Origin of the sequence: Micromonospora sp. NPDC049662 (genome assembly GCF_040675055.1) — a bacterium.
Lineage (GTDB): Bacteria > Actinomycetota > Actinomycetes > Mycobacteriales > Micromonosporaceae > Micromonospora.
This window is the reverse complement of record NZ_JBFAOC010000065.1, coordinates 1-15,154: the sequence shown is the minus strand read 5'-3', so window position 1 is coordinate 15,154 and position 15,154 is coordinate 1. Positions and strand designations below refer to the sequence as shown.

The window sequence follows — 15,154 nt, the reverse complement described above, 5'->3', positions numbered from 1 at the left end:
GTGCCCCGACTGTCGTACCGGCGGGCGTTGACCCGGGCCCTCGCCGACGAGCTGGCCCGCGACGAGACGGTGTTCCTGCTCGGCGAGGACGTCCAGGTCGGCGCGTCGCTGGTGACGACCGGGCTCGCCAAGCGGTTCGGGACCGACCGGGTCCGCGACACACCGCTGTCCGAGCAGGCGTTCACCAGCTTCGCCACCGGGGCGGCGCTGGCCGGGCTCCGGCCGGTGATCGAGTTCCAGATCCCGTCGCTGCTGTTCCTCGTCTTCGAGCAGATCGTCAACCACGCGCACAAGTTCCCGCTGATGACCGGCGGGCAGTGCGCGGTGCCGGTCACCTACCTGGTGCCCGGTTCCGGGTCGCGCACCGGCTGGGCCGGGCAGCACTCCGACCACCCGTACAGCCTCTTCGCCCACGTCGGCGTGGTCACCGTCGTACCGTCCACCCCGGCCGACGCGTACGGCCTGTTGGTCACCGCGATCCGGCACGACGACCCGGTGGTCGTGTTCGCGCCGGCCGGCGCGATGGACGTCCGGGACGATGTCGCCGAGCTGGAACCGGTGCCGCTGGGGCGGGGCCGGGTGCACCGACCCGGCGACGACGTCACCGTGGTCGCGGTCGGGCACCTCGTGCACGACGCGCTCGCCGTCGCCGACGAGCTGGCCGACGAGGTGTCGGTGGAGGTCTTCGACCCGCGCACCCTCTATCCGTTCGACATCGACGGCGTCTGTGAGTCGGTGACGCGTACCGGCCGCCTCGTCGTCATCGACGACGCCAACCGCTCCTGCGGCTTCGCCGCCGAGGTCATCGCCTCGGTCGTCGAGCGGGTACGGCTGCTCGCCCCACCGCGCCGGGTGACCCGACCCGACGGCGCGGTGCTGCCGTTCGCCCCCGCCCTGGACCGGGCCGTGCAGCCCGGTCGGGAGCAGCTCGCCACCGCCATCCACCTGACCATGAAGGACGGCTCATGATCGACCCGAACTATCCCTGGCCGTCGGCTGACGGAGCGTGGACGGACCTGCCCGAGCCGGCCCGCCGGGCCATGGTGGCCACCGGCGCAGCCGCCTGGGAGCGCGTCTTTCACGGCCGGGCCACCTACAACAAGCAGTGGCGGCTGGCCCGCCCCCCGGTGCTGGCCGCCGACACCTGGCGGGAGCTGAACGACGTCTGCGACCGGCTGGCCCAACTGATCCTGGAAGCCTGCCGCCGCCGGGTGGACACCGCCGGCGAGCTGCGCCGGTTGCTCGGCGTTCCGGCGGGGGAGACCCGCCTGCTGGACGAGTCGGAGCCGCTGACCGAGGCGCTGCTGGCCGCGTACCGGCCGGATGTGATCTTCACCGACGGCGTGCCGAAGTTCGTGGAGTACAACATCGACAGCAGCCTCGGGGGAGGGTTCGACGCCGACACCGTCATCCAACGGTTCGCGCAGCTCTACACCGAGCACGGGCTCCTCGACGGCCTGCCGCTCCGGGCCGCGCCGTCCCTGCTGGACCAGCGGTTCGTGGCGATCCGCGACGAACTCGACCTGCCCGAGGGCGCCCGGCTGGCCCTGTTGATGGACTTCGACGCCGACTACCCGGGCCTGGACGATCCGGAGACGTTCATCCGGATCCTCAGCCCGCTCGCCGTCCGGGCCCGGGACTTCGGCCTCGACCTGGTCATCGCGCCCCTGTCCAGCGCCACCCTGGACGCCGACGACCGCCTGGTCGTGGACGGCGCGCCGGTCGACGCGCTGTTCCGGCTGTTCGTGCCCAACCGGGTCACCCCGACCGCCGGTCTGGACGCGGTGGCCGGCGCCCTCGCCGCCGGCACCCTGCCGATGTACGTGTCGTCGGCGGCCTGGCTGCTCGGCAACAAGACCACCTTCGCCTGGCTGTGGGAGGACGTCGACACCCTGCCCGCCGACGACCGGACGCTGATCCGCCGGCACGTGCCGTACACGGTGCCGTTGACCGTCGCGGTGCTCGACCGGGCGATCGCCGAGCAGGCCTCGCTGGTGGCGAAGCCGGCGGACGGCTCGGCTGGGCACGGCGTGCTGATCGGCCCCGAGCTGAGCCCGTCGGACTGGGTCGAGGGTCTGCGGGCGGCCGTCGACCGGGGCGGGGCGATCCTGCAGCAGTACCTGCCGGCCGACCGGGTGCCGATGGACTTCGTGCAGATCGAGACCGGCGAGACGGTCACGGCCGACGTCCCGTACAGCCTGGCCCCGTACCTGTTCGGCCGAACGGCCTCCGGCGGCCTGGCGCGGGTCGGCTACCCCGGTGGCGACGGCATCCTCAACCTGGCCCACGGAGTCCTCCTAACCGGAATCCTCCTGTACAACTAACCCGGTCCTTTCTGCGTCGATCATGAAGTTGTTGCCTCGACACGCCGATGACGGCGGCGATAACTTCATGATCAACGAGGTCGGGGTGAGCCTCGGAGGTGGCGGGACAGGGCACGGAGGGTTTCGGCCGTCGCTATCGCGTCGCTGCGGCCGCTGCCGTGGCGGCCATCGGTGCTGTAGAGGGTCGCGTCGGCCGTGAGCGGATGGTCGGTGAGGTGTACGTGGATTGTTCCGAGGTGTTCGGCCAACCGTCCCGTGTGGGCGGAGAGGCGGCGCATCCGCTCGCCTAGGCCGGCCCACATGTGCTCGGGGACGGCCGGGCTGTGCGACACGTCGAACATGCCAATCGTGATCACGTCCGCGCCCACGTCCCGCAACGCCTCGATCATCGCGGTCAGCTCGACGTCGACCGCGTCCGCGTCGTACGCCGGATGGAAGGCGTCGTTGCCGCCGCAGACCACCAGCGCCAGGTCCGGTTCGGCGACGAGCGCGGGAGCGAGCTGGGTGGCCCGTACCTGGTGTGCGCGCAGACCGCGCCGGCCCAGATTCACGTACGCCAGCTCGGGGCGTACGGCCCTCAGCTCGGCGGCGAGGCGGTCGACCCACTGCACGTCCGGGTAGCCCGGTGTCGGCTCGCACATGCCCTCCACGACGCTGTCGCCGAGTGCCACGAACCGTCGCCACGGGTGGTCGTGCAGCAGTTCGGCGGCCTCGCCGGGACGCAGGCAGTACGGGTCCGTCGATTCGCTCGGCGTCGATGGCATGCCGGCACGCTAGCCGACCACCGCCTCCTCGGCCAGGCTCACCTCGGCCAGGTACACGCAGGTTCGCTCCTCGTGCGAGGAGTAGTAGCTGACCCACAGCCGGTCGTCGTGCCACACCAGACCGGGGTAGCTGGTGTCGCCGCCGGAGGGCAACGCGACCAGCTCGGTCAGCTCACCGCGCTCCTCGTCGACGGCGCAGATCGCGGTGCGGACGTCGCCGTCGAGCAGGCGTACGCCGGCGATCAGCCGCCCGTCGGGCAGCCGCCGCAACGAAGGGCCGCCGACCCGGACGCCAAGGTCGGTCCAGGTCCACTCGCGGTACGGCGGGTGCGCCCGACCGAGCCGCGCGGTGGCGTCGTCGCCGTCGCGGCGTAGCAGACAGTGCGCGGTGCCGTCCGGGGCGAAGGCCAACCCGGACTCGTTGGGGTAGCCGCCCTCGAACAGCGTCGGCACCCACGGCCGCAGGTCGAGCCCGTCGACGCTGCGGTAGAGCCGGGCGAACCTCGGCCCCCGGGTGGCGTAACCCACGCCGTACATGGCGTCGTCGTGCCAGGCGGCCTGCCACACCCACACGTCCGGCTCACCGACCGGCGTGGGCTCACCCCAGGTGTGGCCGTCGTCGGACATCCAGGACAGTGTCGTGAACGTCCCGGTCCGGGTCGCGGCCAGCAGTTGCAGCCGCCCGTCGGGGCGTGCCACGAACCGTGGGTCGCGCAGGTCGCCGGCCGCCCGGATGACGGCAGCGGACCTCCACGCCCGTGCGTCCGTAGAGGTCAACACCCGGATCACGCCGTCGTCGGAGAGGTGGCCGTCGGCCTCGCGGAACGCGCAGAACCACGTACCGGCATGCCGGACGAGGTCGGTGAACGCGCTGTGCGGCGCGCTGTCGCCGATCCGGTGTACGGCGACGACCTCGGCGCTGGTGCGACGGGTGGATGACGACGTCATGCGCGACGGGCCTCCTGGCGCTGGTGGGCGGAACGTCCCGGTGACGACGGACGACGCTAGCCGCCGCCGTCGACGCCCGGACGGCCGTGCGGCGAACGCAGGACGAACGATGGCGTGTCGGAAAGGCGTCGTTGGCGGTGGCGTCGGCGCGCTGGGCCGGGGCCGGTGGCGGCGGCCGGTCACGATGACGGTGGGACGCGGCGGTCGGGAGGTGGCAGCGTGCTCACATCGTTGCTGCAGCAACTGGCCAGCAAAATCGTCGAGGAGATCCTCAAGAGGGTCGTCGAGTGGCTCGCGCCGAAGGCGCTGGGGTCGGTGCCGCACGCCGCCTCGCCGAACTGCCCGCGCTGCGGCGGGTACGGGGTGGCCCGCTGGACGCCCGGCGGGGTGTGGCCGCTCTTCGTGCCGTCCCTGCTCACCTTCACCTGGGGCTTCGCCGGTCTGCTGCTCGGCGTGCCGGTGCTGCTGTTGACGGTGGTCGGCGCGGTGGTGTCCGGCGCGGTGACGCCGGCCCTGGTGGTCCTGCTGGGACTGCCGGTCGTCGCCACCGTCATGCTCCTGGGCGCGTTCGGGCTGGCCCACTACCACAGCTACCCGCCGAAGCGTTGCCACCGCTGCCACGGGAGCTGGCCCCGGCGGACGCGCGAGGAGTACCTGCGGTCGGCCCAGCCGGTGTTCGCCTGCGCCTGCGGTCAACGGCTGCGGGTGCCCCGGACCGTCGCGTCGCGGCTGCGCTGCCCGCGCTGCCACGCCGAACACGCCACCCCGGCGGCGGCCGGCCGCTGACGCTCAGGGGCGCTCGGCGAGCAGTTCGTCGATCACGCGGCGGGAACCGGCGGGGTCGGGACCGTCCAGGGTGATCAGCGCCTTCCACAGGGCCCAGCCGCGCCCGCGCGCCCAGGTGCCCGCGTCGACGTCGAGCGCGTCGCGGAAGGCGGCCCGGCTGTCGCCGTGCAGCAGGGTCCAGGCGATCACCGTGTCGCAGGCGGGATCGCCGACGCCGCAGCAGCCGAAGTCGATGACGGCGGCGAGCCGGCCGTCGCGGACCAGCAGATTGGCGTACGCGACGTCGCCGTGGAACCACACCGTCGGGCCCGACCAGGTGGCATCGAGCGCGTCCTGCCAGATGGCGGTGACCGGGTCGACGTCGAGCCGGTCGCGGTGTGTCTCGATCGCCGCCCGGGTCTCGGCGTCGTAGGTGGACAGCGGTCCTCCCCGCCAGAAGCTGTGCGGGCCGGCCGCGGGGCCGTCGGCGGCGTCGACGGCGCGCAGGGCCCGCAGGAAGGCGGCGAGGTCCGTCGCGAACCGGGTCAGGTCGTCGATCCGCTCGGGGCGCGCGGTGTGCCCGTCGATCCAGCGGTACACCGACCAGGGGTACGGGTAGCCCGCTCCCGGCCGGCCCTGGGCCAGCGGCACGGGGATCTCCAACGGGAGGGCTGCGCGGAGCACCGGCAGCCACCGCTGCTCCTTGGCTACCTGAGCTACATACCCCTCGTCGCTGGGCAGCCGCACGGTCATCTCGTCGCCCAGGCGGAAGGTGCGGTTGTCCCAGCCGCCGACCTCGACGGGGCGTACGGGCAGGTCGGCCCAGCACGGGAACTGCTCGGCGACCAGGTGCCGTGCCAACGCGACGTCGATCAGTGGGGCGGCCGGCTCGTCGGTGTGCGGTGCGGGTGCGCTCATCCGCCCGAGCCTGCGGGCGCCGTTCCCCGTGCGCAACCCAGTTTCGCGGTCAGGACGTGGTGACCGGGGTGGGCCGCGACGGTGTGGTCATCCGGGCCAGTAGGGGCAGCGCGGTGACCGACAGGCAGGCCGCCGCCATCAGCAGCAGCGCCGGGGTGAGGCCGAACGCGTCCACCGACCAGCCACCGAGGAGCGCGCCGACCGGCAGGCCGACGAAGGCCAGCGAACCGGCGATGCCGAGCACCCGGGTCTGCAGGTCCGGTGGCACCCGCTCGTACAGCGCCACCCCGAGCAGCGGGTTGACCGCCGCGATGCCGATCCCGGACAGGAAGGTCACCACGAGGACGACCGGCAGTTCGTCGCTGATCGCCAGGGCGACCAGTCGGGGTGTGCCGGCGACCGTCGCCCCGATCAGGAACGTCAGCCGGCCGGGCAGCCGGGGCCCGAGCGCGGTGAACGCCACGTTGCCCAGCAGCGCGCCCGCCGAGAAGGCCGCGAGCACGAGCCCGAGCCCGCTCGGACCGTGTAGTTCGCGGGCGACCCAGAACGGGATGTAGACGGCCACGCTCGCGTTGGCCACCATGTTCAGCGCCGAGACGACCACCAGCATGCCCAGCAGCGGCCGGTCCCGACCGAGGTAGCCGAAGCCGTCCCGCAGCGCGCGGAGGTAGCCCACCGGCGCGGCGGGCGTCGCCGGGGCGGCCGGCGGGCGAACCAGGAGACCGATGAGCAGCGCGCAGATCGCGAAGCTGGCCGCGTCGATGAGGATCGCCTGGGTCACCCCGAACGCGGCGATCAGCACACCGCCCACGGCCGCGCCGAACAGCGTCACCACCCGGCTCAACCCGTCGTACGCCGAGGTGAGGCGGATCAGGGGCACCCCGGCGGCCTCGGCGACCGGCCGGAACATGACGTGCTTGACCCGGTCGCCGATGCCGCGCAGCGCCCCGGCAACCGCGACCAGCGCCACCAGGGGAGCGAAGCCCAGCCACGGGGTGAGCGCGACGACGACCATCGCCAGGGCGCTGCCGGCGTCGCAGAGGATCGACGTCCGGCGCAGGCCGATCCGGTCTGCCCAGGGCGTGCCGAGGGCACTGGACAACAGGTACGGAAGTGTCTCGGCGAACGCGACCAGACCCATCTTCGTCGGGCTGCCGGTGGTGACCAGCACCAGCCAGGGGATGGTCACCACCGAGATGCGGGTGCCCAGGTTGGAGATCAGGTCCGCGCCGACCAGGACGACCAACTGCCGGCGGGGGGTCACGCCCCGACCGCCGCCGCCCGCCGCGCGGCGTACTCGGCGCGCAACGCCCGCTTGTCCACCTTGACCGACCGGTTCACCGGTAACCGGTCGACGAACTGCACCCCGACCGGCGCCCACATCTCGTTCAGGTCGGCGGCCACCAGGTCGATCAACTCCGTCGCCGTGACCGTCGCGCCCGGCGCGGGCACCACGTACGCGTACGGCGCCTCGCCGACCTCGTCGTCCGGCACGCCGATCACGGCGGCCGCCCGCACCTGCGGGTGCCCCGCCAGCACGTCCTCGATGGGGCGGCAGAAGATGGCCCAGTTCCGCCGGTGCGTCACGATCATGTCGTGCGCCCGGTCGACCAGGTAGAGGTAGCCGTCCTCGTCGAGGTGGCCGATGTCGCGGGTGCGGACCCAGCCGTCGACGAGCGTCTGCGCGGTCAGCTCGGGCTGCCCGTGGTACCCGGCGAAGCTCAGCCGGCTCCGCACCCACACCTCGCCGTCCTGGCCCGGCGGCAACACCACGCCGTCGTCGTCGCGGATCTCGATCCGCACGTCGCCGTAGGGACGCCCGCAGGAGCGCAGCCGCTCCGGGTGCTCCGGGTCGTCGGTCAGGCCGGGCAGCGCGGTGATCACGACGGCCTCGCTGAGGCCGTACACGATGCGCAGCACCGGGCCGAACCGCGCGATGGCCTGGCGCAGCCGGGCGGGCGCGGCGGGCCCGGCGCCCACGTTGAACATGAACATGGCCGAGAAGTCGGCGTCCACCAGCGTCGGATGGTCCAGCAGCTCGTAGAGCATCGGCGGGGTCACGAAGGTGGAGTTGATCCGCTCCCGTTGCACGGTCGCCACGAACGCCGTCGGGTCCCAGTCGTCGCGCAGGAACAGCACGCCGCCGGTGAACAGGTTGAACAGGGTGGTGATCTGGCCGCTGGCCAACCACATGGGCGAGTGCGACAGATGCCGCAGCAGCGGGAAGCCGGCGGCGCGGAAGTCGGCCGCGAGGGTGAGGATCTGGGCGTAGAAGCTCTCGGTGTGGTGCACCAGCTTCGGGGCGCCGGTGGTGCCGCTGGTCTGGAGGAACGACTCCGGCGCGCGGACCTCCGTCGTCGGCGGCACGGAACCGCCCGGGTCGGCGGTGAGGTCCGGGCCCGCACCGCCGGGGCCCAGGCAGCACACCGGTACGCCGGGCAGCGCGGCGGCCAGCTCCGGCCCCAGGCTGGCCGGGTCGCGGGCGTCGTAGACCAGGGCGTCGGGGCGGGCCAGCCGGACGAACTCGTCGACCTCCCGGCGGGCGGTGACCGGGGCGACCCACATCGTCCGGCACCCGAGCAGGTGCAGCGCGAGCTGGAGCAGCGGCCCCTCCACGGCGTTGCCCATGGTCACCAGCACCGCCGCGCCCGGCCGTACGCCGTGCCCGGTCAGCGTCGCGGCCATCGCGCGTACCCGCGCGGCGGCCTCGGTGTAGGTCAGGCGGCGGCCACCGCCGACCAGCGCCTCCCGATCGCCGAAGTCGGCGAACAGGTCCAGCGCCCGGTCCACATAGGTCGCGTGTCCGGGTCCGTCAGTCATCCGGCAAACCCCCATCGCAGGAGAGCGGCGGTCTCCGGGTCGGTTTCCCGGTGACGTCGCGGGCGGTGGGCGCGCGTTCGGCGACCGCACCGCCGCCGCCTGCGAGCCTAGGCCGACGGAGACGTGCCGGGACCGGGCCGACGGGCGAAACCGCAGGCCCGGCGGACATTTGATCGCGTCGATCAGTTGATTGACGCCCGTCATCGGCGGCGGCTAGGTTTCTGGACCATCGTCCAGGCGGGAGCCGTCAGCGGACGGCCCTGGGCTGCCACACGATGGAGGTTCCATGTCGACCCCGAAGAGATGGCATGTCGTCACCGCCCTCGCGGCGCTACTGGTCACCGGAACACCCGCCGTCGTCGCCATCGCCGGCGGATCCTCCACCGTCGCCGATCGTCCGGACCGGGGCGAGTGGGCGGGCAGTTGGGCCGCGGCGGTCACCCGGGGCAACTCGGTCGGCCTGACCAACACCGGTCTGAACGACCAGAGCGTCCGGATGGTCGTGCACGTCTCGGTGGGCGGCCCGGCGCTGCGCGTACGACTGAGCAACCTCTACGGCGAACAGTCCGTTCGGGTGGGTCGCGCCACCGTCGCCCGACCGAACACCGCCACCGTCGACGACGTCTCCGACATCGACCCGGCCTCGCTGCGCCCGCTGACCTTCACCGGCGCCGCCTCGGCGACCATGAACCGGGGCGCCGAGCTGCTCAGCGACCCGCTGACCTTCGCCGTCGCCGACGACAGCGACCTGGTGATCACCCTGCACTTCCCGACGCCGACCGGGCCGACCACCTTCCACGGGCAGTCCCAGCAGACCAACTTCATCGGCGCCGGTGACCTGACCGGGGCGGCCGACGGAGCCGGTTTCACCATCCGGCCCACCTGTTGCTGGTTCTTCCTGTCCGGCGTCGACGTGCAGCGCAAGGGCACCCCCGGGGCGCTGGTCGTGCTCGGCGACTCCATCGGGGACAGCAACGGCAGCACCGTCAACGCCAACCGCCGCTGGCCCGACCTGCTCGCCGACCGGCTGCTCGCCGACCGGCCCGACCGTCGCACCCCGGGCGTGCTCAACCTGAGCCTGGCCGGCAACCGCCTCAACCACGAGGGCACCGAGCCGGGCGCGGGCGACTACCCCGGCTACTTCCAGCTCGGCCCGAACGCGGCGGCCCGCCTCAACGAGGACGTCTTCGCCCAGACCGGGGTGCGGACCGTCGTCACCCACCTCGGCATCAACGACATCTGGATGTCCAACGACTCGTCCGAGGCGATCATCGCCACCCTGCGGCAGATCAACCAGCAGCTCCAGCAGCGCGGCCTGACCAGCCTGGTGGCCACGCTGACGCCGTACGAGGGGCACGGCGCGCCAGGTGTGTGGACGCCGGAGAAGGAGGCCACCCGGCAGGCCGTGAACGCGTACCTGCGCGGCAGCCGGGAGTTCGACGGACTGCTCGACTTCGACCGGGTGCTGCGTGACCCGGCCAAGCCCAGCCAACTGCTGCCCGCGTACGACTCGGGTGACCACATCCACCCGAACGACGCCGGCAACAAGGCGATGGCCGACGCCGTGCCGATACGGCTGCTCGGTCTGTGACACCGCCGGGGGCGGCGGGCCACCCCGCCGCCCCCGGAGCACCGACATCCTGGGGAGGAGTACGTCGTGACGGTGCAGGACCTGCTCACCGGCCTCTACAGCGAAGAGGGCCGCCAAAATCCGTACCCGTGGTACGCCCGCCTGCACCGGCTCGGGCCGGTCAGCGCGGTGCCGCCGCGCGCCGAGCACCGCACCGTGGCGGCGGTGGCGGTCGGCTACGACCTGATCGACGCGATGCTGCGCGATCCACGGTGGACCAAACAGCCACCGCCGGGCTGGGAGGAGCACGAGATCCTGCGCACCTTCCAGACGTCGATGATGTTTATCAATCCGCCCGACCACACCCGGATGCGGCACGTCTTCTCGCGTACGTTCACGCCCCGTCGTCTCGGCGCGTTGGAGCCGGTGATCCTGCGCGTCGTCGACGAGCTGCTGGACCGGATGGCCGACGCCGGCGACAGTGTCGTCGACTTCGTGGCCGACTTCGCGTACCCGATTCCGGCGCTGGTCATGGCCGAGTTCATCGGCATCCCGGCGGGGGAGTTGACCTGGTACCGGGATCGGGTGGAGCGTATCGACGAGTTCCTGGACGTGGCCGGCAAGACCCCGCAGCGGCTGGCCGCCGCGAACACCGCAGCGCAGGAGCTGCGGGCGTTCTACCGGGAGCTGCTGGCGCACCGCCGCCGTACGCCCGGCGAGGACCTGATCAGCGCTCTGGTCGAGGCGGTCGGTTCGGGCGAGGTGGAGCTGACCGAGGAGGAGCTGATCAGCAACCTGATCGTGCTGTTCAACGCCAGCTTCGTCACCACCGTCTACATGTTCAGCAACGGCCTGCCGCTGCTGCTGGCCCACCCGGGGGCGGTCACCGCGCTGCCCACCGACGAGGCCCTCGCCGCCGGGTGCGTCGACGAGGTGCTGCGCCTGCAGAGCCCGGTGCACTTCCTCGCCCGGGCCGCGCCCGAGGACACCGTGCTGGCCGGCGTGCCGGTCGCCGAGGGGGACAACGTGCTCATCATCATCGGCGCGGCCAACCGGGACCCGGCGCGGTTCCCCGACCCGGACGTCTTCAACCCGACCCGCGCCGGACCGCCGTCACTGGCCTTCGGGGTGGGCCTGCACTTCTGCCTCGGCGCGGCGGTGTCCCGGCTGGAGGGACGCCTCGCGCTGCCCCGCCTGTTCGCCCGGTTCCCCCGGCTCGCGGTCACCGAGACCCCGACGTACAGCGGCAGCCTCTTCCTGCGCGGCATCGACAAGCTGCTGGTCAGCACCGGCGGATAGGAGATCAGCATGGCCCTGCACCCGGAGGTGGCGGCCTACCGCGCCGCCCGCGCCGCGGCGGGCACGCCGCCGCTGTACACGCAGACCCTCGCCGAGGCGCGCGCCGCGGACCTGGCCGCGATCCGCGCCGGCGGCGGCGCGGTCGAGCAGGTCGCCGAGGTACGCGACGAGCACATTCCCGGTCCGGGTGGTGACCTGCCCATCCGGGTGTACCGGCCGGCCGGGTCGGGTCCGCTGCCCACCCTGCTGTACTTCTTCGGCGGCGGCTGGACCCTCGGCAGCATCGACACCGCCGACGGGATCTGCCGTCGGCTGGCCAACGCGGTGCCCTGTCAGGTGGTGACCGTCGGCTACCGGCTCGCCCCGGAGCACCCCTTCCCGGCCGCCGTGCACGACTGCCACGCCGCGACCGTCTGGATCGCCGAGAACGCCGACCGGTTCGGTGTGGACCCGACGCGGCTGGCGGTGGGCGGGGACAGCGCCGGCGGGAACCTCGCCGCCGCCGTGACCCTGCTCTGCCGCACGGACGGGCCCGCGCTGGCCGCGCAACTGCTCGTCTACCCGAACACCGACATCGGCGGCGAGGCGTCCGGCCCGGTCGGCGACGACCCGACCCTGTTCAACCGTCACTCGGTGGCCTGGTACCGGACGCACTACCTCACCGACGCGGAGCAGGCGCGGGACCCGCTGGCGTCGCCGCTGCGCGCCGACGACCTGTCCGGCCTGCCGGCGGCCCTGGTGATCACCGCCGAGCTGGACCCGCTGTGCGCCGAGGGGCAGCGCTACGCCGAGCGGTTGGACGCCGCCGGCGTGACCGTCCGTGCCGACCACTACCCGGGCATGATCCACGGGTTCTTCGCCATGCCCGGGGTGTTCACCGACGGCCGGCGCGCGCAGGACAGCGCCGCGGCGTTCCTGCGGGACCGGTTCGGTGTGTCGTCGAATCGGGAGGCGGCGCCGGCCCAGCCGGAGGGCACGGGGGTACGCGGTGGTTGAGCGGGTGCTGGCCGACCGGCCGGTGACGTTCGCCGACTACCAGGAACAGGCTCGGGCGGTGCTGGCCCCGGACGTGTGGGACTACGTCGCTGGCGGCGGCGCGGCCGAGGTGACCCTGGCCGCCAACCGCACCGCGCTGGACCGGGTCGCCGTGCTGCCCCGGGTGCTGCGCGGCAGGGATGCGGTGGACACCGGCGTACGGCTGCTCGGTGAGCCGTACGCGCTGCCGGTCGGGGTGGCGCCGATGGCCTACCAGCGGCTCGTACACCCGGACGGCGAGGCAGGCCTCGCGACGGCGGCCGGCGCGGCCGGCGTGCCGTTCGTGGCGAGCACGCTGAGCAGCACGCCGATCGAACAGATCACCGCGACCGGCGCCCACGTCTGGTTCCAGCTCTACTGGCTGCGGGACCGGGCCCTGGTCCGCGACCTGCTGGACCGGATCGTGGCAGCGGGCTGCCGTGCCCTGGTCGTCACCGTGGACGTCCCGGTGCTCGGCCGACGCCCCCGCGACCTGCGCAACGCGTTCCGGCTGCCGCCGGACGTGGTCGCCGCGAACCTGCCGTACGGCAGGGACACGCTCGCCCACGCGGGCGTCCCCGGCGTCTCGGCGATCGCCGCGCACACCGACGCGTCGTTCGAGGCGGCCCTGCGCTGGGCGGATCTGGCCTGGCTGCGCGAGCACGTCGACCTGCCGCTGGTCGTCAAGGGGGTGCTGGACCCCCGTGACGCGGTCGAGGCGGTACGGATCGGGGCGGACGCGGTGGTGGTGTCGAACCATGGAGGCCGGCAGTTGGACGGCGCCCCGGCCAGCGTCACCATGCTGCCGGAGGTCGTCGACGCGGTCGGCGACGGTGCTCAGGTGCTGCTGGACAGCGGGATCCGGGGCGGCACCGACGTGCTGCGGGCGCTGGCGCTGGGCGCGGCGGGCGTCCTGGTCGGCCGGCCGCTGCTCTGGGCGCTGGCCGTCGGGGGGCGGCGCGGCGCGCAGGACGCGTTGGCGCTGCTCGCCGCCGAGGTGCGGGACGCGCTCAACCTCGCCGGCTGCGCCGACCCGGCGGCGGCGGCCGGGCTACGGACCCTCCGGACGGGCTGAGCCGGTGGACGCCACCGAACCGGCCGACCTCACCGTCGCCGATCTGCACCCCGCGCTCGGCGACCCGGCGCTGACCTCGATGAACTTCCTCAACGAGGTGTCCGAACGGTATCCGGCGGCGGTGTCGCTCGCGGCCGGCCGCCCGTACGAGGAGTTCCTCGACGTCGCCGCGGTGCACCGGCACCTGGACACGTTCCACCGGCACCTCGTCGACGAGCGGGGGCACTCGCCCGAGCAGGCACGCCGGTTGCTGATGCAGTACGGCCGGACCAAGGGCATCGTGCACCACCTGGTCGCCCGGAACCTCGCCCTCGACGAGGGGATCACGGTCGACCCGGAGACCGTCGTGGTGACCGTCGGGTGTCAGGAGGCCATGTTCCTGGTGCTGCGGGCGTTGCGGACCGGCCCGACGGACGTGCTGCTGGCGGTCGCGCCGACCTATGTCGGGCTGACCGGGGCGGCCCGGCTGGTGGACCTGCCGGTGTGGCCGGTCGCCGGTGGACCGTCCGGGGTGGACCTGGGCGACCTGCGGGCCCAGGCCCGCCGCGCCCGCCAGGCGGGCCTACGGCCCCGCGCCTGCTACGTGATGCCGGACTTCGCCAACCCGTCCGGGACCAGCATCGACGTCGCCGACCGGCAGCGGCTGCTGGCGCTGGCCGCCGAGGAGGACCTACTGCTGCTGGAGGACAACCCGTACGGGCTGTTCGCCGTCGCCGACGGGCCGCGTCCGCCCACGCTGAAGGCGCTGGACACCGACCGGCGGGTGGTCTACCTCGGCTCCTTCGCCAAGACGGTGCTGCCCGGGGCCCGGGTCGGTTACGTGGTCGCCGACCAGCGGGTGGCCGGACCGGACGGCCGCGTCGGGCCGCTCGCCGACCAACTCGCCATGATCAAGAGCATGGTCACCGTGAACACCTCACCGCTCGCGCAGGCGGTGATCGGTGGGCGGCTGTTGGAGCACGGGTGCAGCCTGGTGCCCGCGAACACCCGGGAGCGGGCCGCGTACGCCCGCAACCTGCGCCACCTGGTGGCCGGCCTGGCCCGGCGTTTCGCGGACCGGCCGGAGGTGCGCTGGACGGTGCCGGCCGGCGGGTTCTTCGTGGTGGTGACCGTGCCGTTCGTCGTCGACGACGCGTTGCTGGACATCTCGGGGCGGGACTACGGCGTGCTGTGGACGCCGATGGCGCACTTCTACGACGACACCGCGCCGGTGCGCGCGCTGCGGCTGTCGGTCAGCGCGGTGACGCCGGAGCAGATCGACGTCGGGTTGGACCGACTCGCCGCCCTCGTCACCGACGAGCTCCTGCGTGGACGGTCATAATGGGCCGCATGGTTGCCTGGGAGTACGCCCTGCTCGTTCGTCGCTATCAGGGACAGGGTCGCAATTTCACCGTCTCGTTCGTCTGGTACGGCCCGGACGGGTCCCGTAAGGACATCACCGCCTACGGCGACACGGCCATCGCGCACCTCAACCGCGCCGGCCGCGAGGGCTGGGAGCTGGTCTCAGCGGCCGAGGACGTCAACAACGTCCAGGGCAGCACCGAAGTCCACCGCTACCACCTAAAACGCCCCCTGAACTAACCCCCACCCACGCCCCCCCCCCCCCCCCCCCCCCCCCCCCCCCCCCCCCCCCCCCCCCCCCCCCCCCCCCCCCCCC

The 15,154-nt window shown here is 73.2% G+C and carries 14 protein-coding genes; 9 read left to right on the top strand and 5 right to left on the bottom strand.

Going from position 1 to position 15,154, the window contains the following annotated elements; all coding sequences use genetic code 11:
* Both AB0J36_RS29785 and AB0J36_RS29780 read left to right on the top strand, forming a co-directional pair.
* The gene (locus AB0J36_RS29785; protein WP_357170394.1) at window positions 1–969 is read left to right on the top strand and encodes a transketolase C-terminal domain-containing protein; all 969 of its coding nucleotides are present in this window, start codon (window positions 1–3) and stop codon (window positions 967–969) included.
* On the top strand, window positions 966–2,324 hold the full coding sequence (locus AB0J36_RS29780) for a hypothetical protein (protein ID WP_357119057.1): 1,359 nt from the start codon (window positions 966–968) through the stop codon (window positions 2,322–2,324). Before AB0J36_RS29785 ends, AB0J36_RS29780 begins: the two co-directional genes overlap by 4 nt.
* Before the next feature lie 71 nt (window positions 2,325–2,395).
* Here AB0J36_RS29780 and AB0J36_RS29775 read toward each other — a convergent pair whose 3' ends face one another.
* Window positions 2,396–3,088, bottom strand: a complete 693-nt coding sequence (locus tag AB0J36_RS29775; protein ID WP_357394236.1) for an SGNH/GDSL hydrolase family protein — start codon at window positions 3,086–3,088, stop codon at window positions 2,396–2,398.
* A 9-nt stretch (window positions 3,089–3,097) separates the two neighbouring features.
* Entirely contained in the window at window positions 3,098–4,036 is a 939-nt protein-coding gene (locus AB0J36_RS29770; protein ID WP_357394238.1) for an exo-alpha-sialidase, read from the bottom strand.
* 219 nt (window positions 4,037–4,255) lie between these two features.
* Between AB0J36_RS29770 and AB0J36_RS29765 the strand changes: the two genes are divergently transcribed.
* Window positions 4,256–4,822 carry a hypothetical protein gene (locus AB0J36_RS29765; RefSeq protein WP_357394241.1) on the top strand — a complete coding sequence of 189 codons (567 nt, stop codon included), beginning with the start codon at window positions 4,256–4,258 and terminating at the stop codon, window positions 4,820–4,822.
* Window positions 4,823–4,825: 3 nt separating this feature from the next.
* On the opposite strand, the gene AB0J36_RS29760 is transcribed toward AB0J36_RS29765, so the two are convergent.
* Genes AB0J36_RS29760 through AB0J36_RS29750 form a run of 3 tightly spaced genes read right to left on the bottom strand, consistent with a single transcriptional unit; the run spans window position 4,826 to window position 8,539 of the window.
* On the bottom strand, window positions 4,826–5,719 hold the full coding sequence (locus tag AB0J36_RS29760; RefSeq protein WP_357394243.1) for an aminoglycoside phosphotransferase family protein: 894 nt from the start codon (window positions 5,717–5,719) through the stop codon (window positions 4,826–4,828).
* A 49-nt stretch (window positions 5,720–5,768) separates the two neighbouring features.
* The gene (locus tag AB0J36_RS29755; RefSeq protein ID WP_357394246.1) at window positions 5,769–6,983 is read right to left on the bottom strand and encodes an MFS transporter; all 1,215 of its coding nucleotides are present in this window, start codon (window positions 6,981–6,983) and stop codon (window positions 5,769–5,771) included.
* Complete coding sequence (locus tag AB0J36_RS29750; RefSeq protein ID WP_357394248.1) at window positions 6,980–8,539, bottom strand: AMP-binding protein; 1,560 nt, start codon at window positions 8,537–8,539, stop codon at window positions 6,980–6,982. Before AB0J36_RS29750 ends, AB0J36_RS29755 begins: the two co-directional genes overlap by 4 nt.
* A 286-nt stretch (window positions 8,540–8,825) precedes the next feature.
* Between AB0J36_RS29750 and AB0J36_RS29745 the strand changes: the two genes are divergently transcribed.
* From AB0J36_RS29745 to AB0J36_RS29720, 6 genes are all read left to right on the top strand, one after another.
* Window positions 8,826–10,130: an SGNH/GDSL hydrolase family protein gene (locus AB0J36_RS29745; protein ID WP_357119036.1), complete on the top strand. Its 1,305-nt coding sequence runs from the start codon at window positions 8,826–8,828 to the stop codon at window positions 10,128–10,130.
* A gap of 66 nt (window positions 10,131–10,196) precedes the next feature.
* The gene (locus AB0J36_RS29740; protein WP_357119033.1) at window positions 10,197–11,408 is read left to right on the top strand and encodes a cytochrome P450; all 1,212 of its coding nucleotides are present in this window, start codon (window positions 10,197–10,199) and stop codon (window positions 11,406–11,408) included.
* 9 nt (window positions 11,409–11,417) lie between these two features.
* Window positions 11,418–12,404, top strand: coding sequence for an alpha/beta hydrolase (locus AB0J36_RS29735; RefSeq protein WP_357119030.1), 987 nt, complete (start codon window positions 11,418–11,420; stop codon window positions 12,402–12,404).
* Window positions 12,397–13,497: an alpha-hydroxy acid oxidase gene (locus AB0J36_RS29730; protein ID WP_363661424.1), complete on the top strand. Its 1,101-nt coding sequence runs from the start codon at window positions 12,397–12,399 to the stop codon at window positions 13,495–13,497. Before AB0J36_RS29735 ends, AB0J36_RS29730 begins: the two co-directional genes overlap by 8 nt.
* A 4-nt stretch (window positions 13,498–13,501) precedes the next feature.
* Window positions 13,502–14,818, top strand: coding sequence for a PLP-dependent aminotransferase family protein (locus tag AB0J36_RS29725; protein ID WP_357119024.1), 1,317 nt, complete (start codon window positions 13,502–13,504; stop codon window positions 14,816–14,818).
* Window positions 14,818–15,078 (top strand): hypothetical protein, encoded by a 261-nt coding sequence (locus tag AB0J36_RS29720; RefSeq protein ID WP_007460594.1) that lies wholly within the window; start codon window positions 14,818–14,820, stop codon window positions 15,076–15,078. The genes AB0J36_RS29725 and AB0J36_RS29720 overlap by 1 nt, the downstream gene beginning before the upstream one ends.
* The last annotated feature ends 76 nt before the right edge of the window (window positions 15,079–15,154 follow it).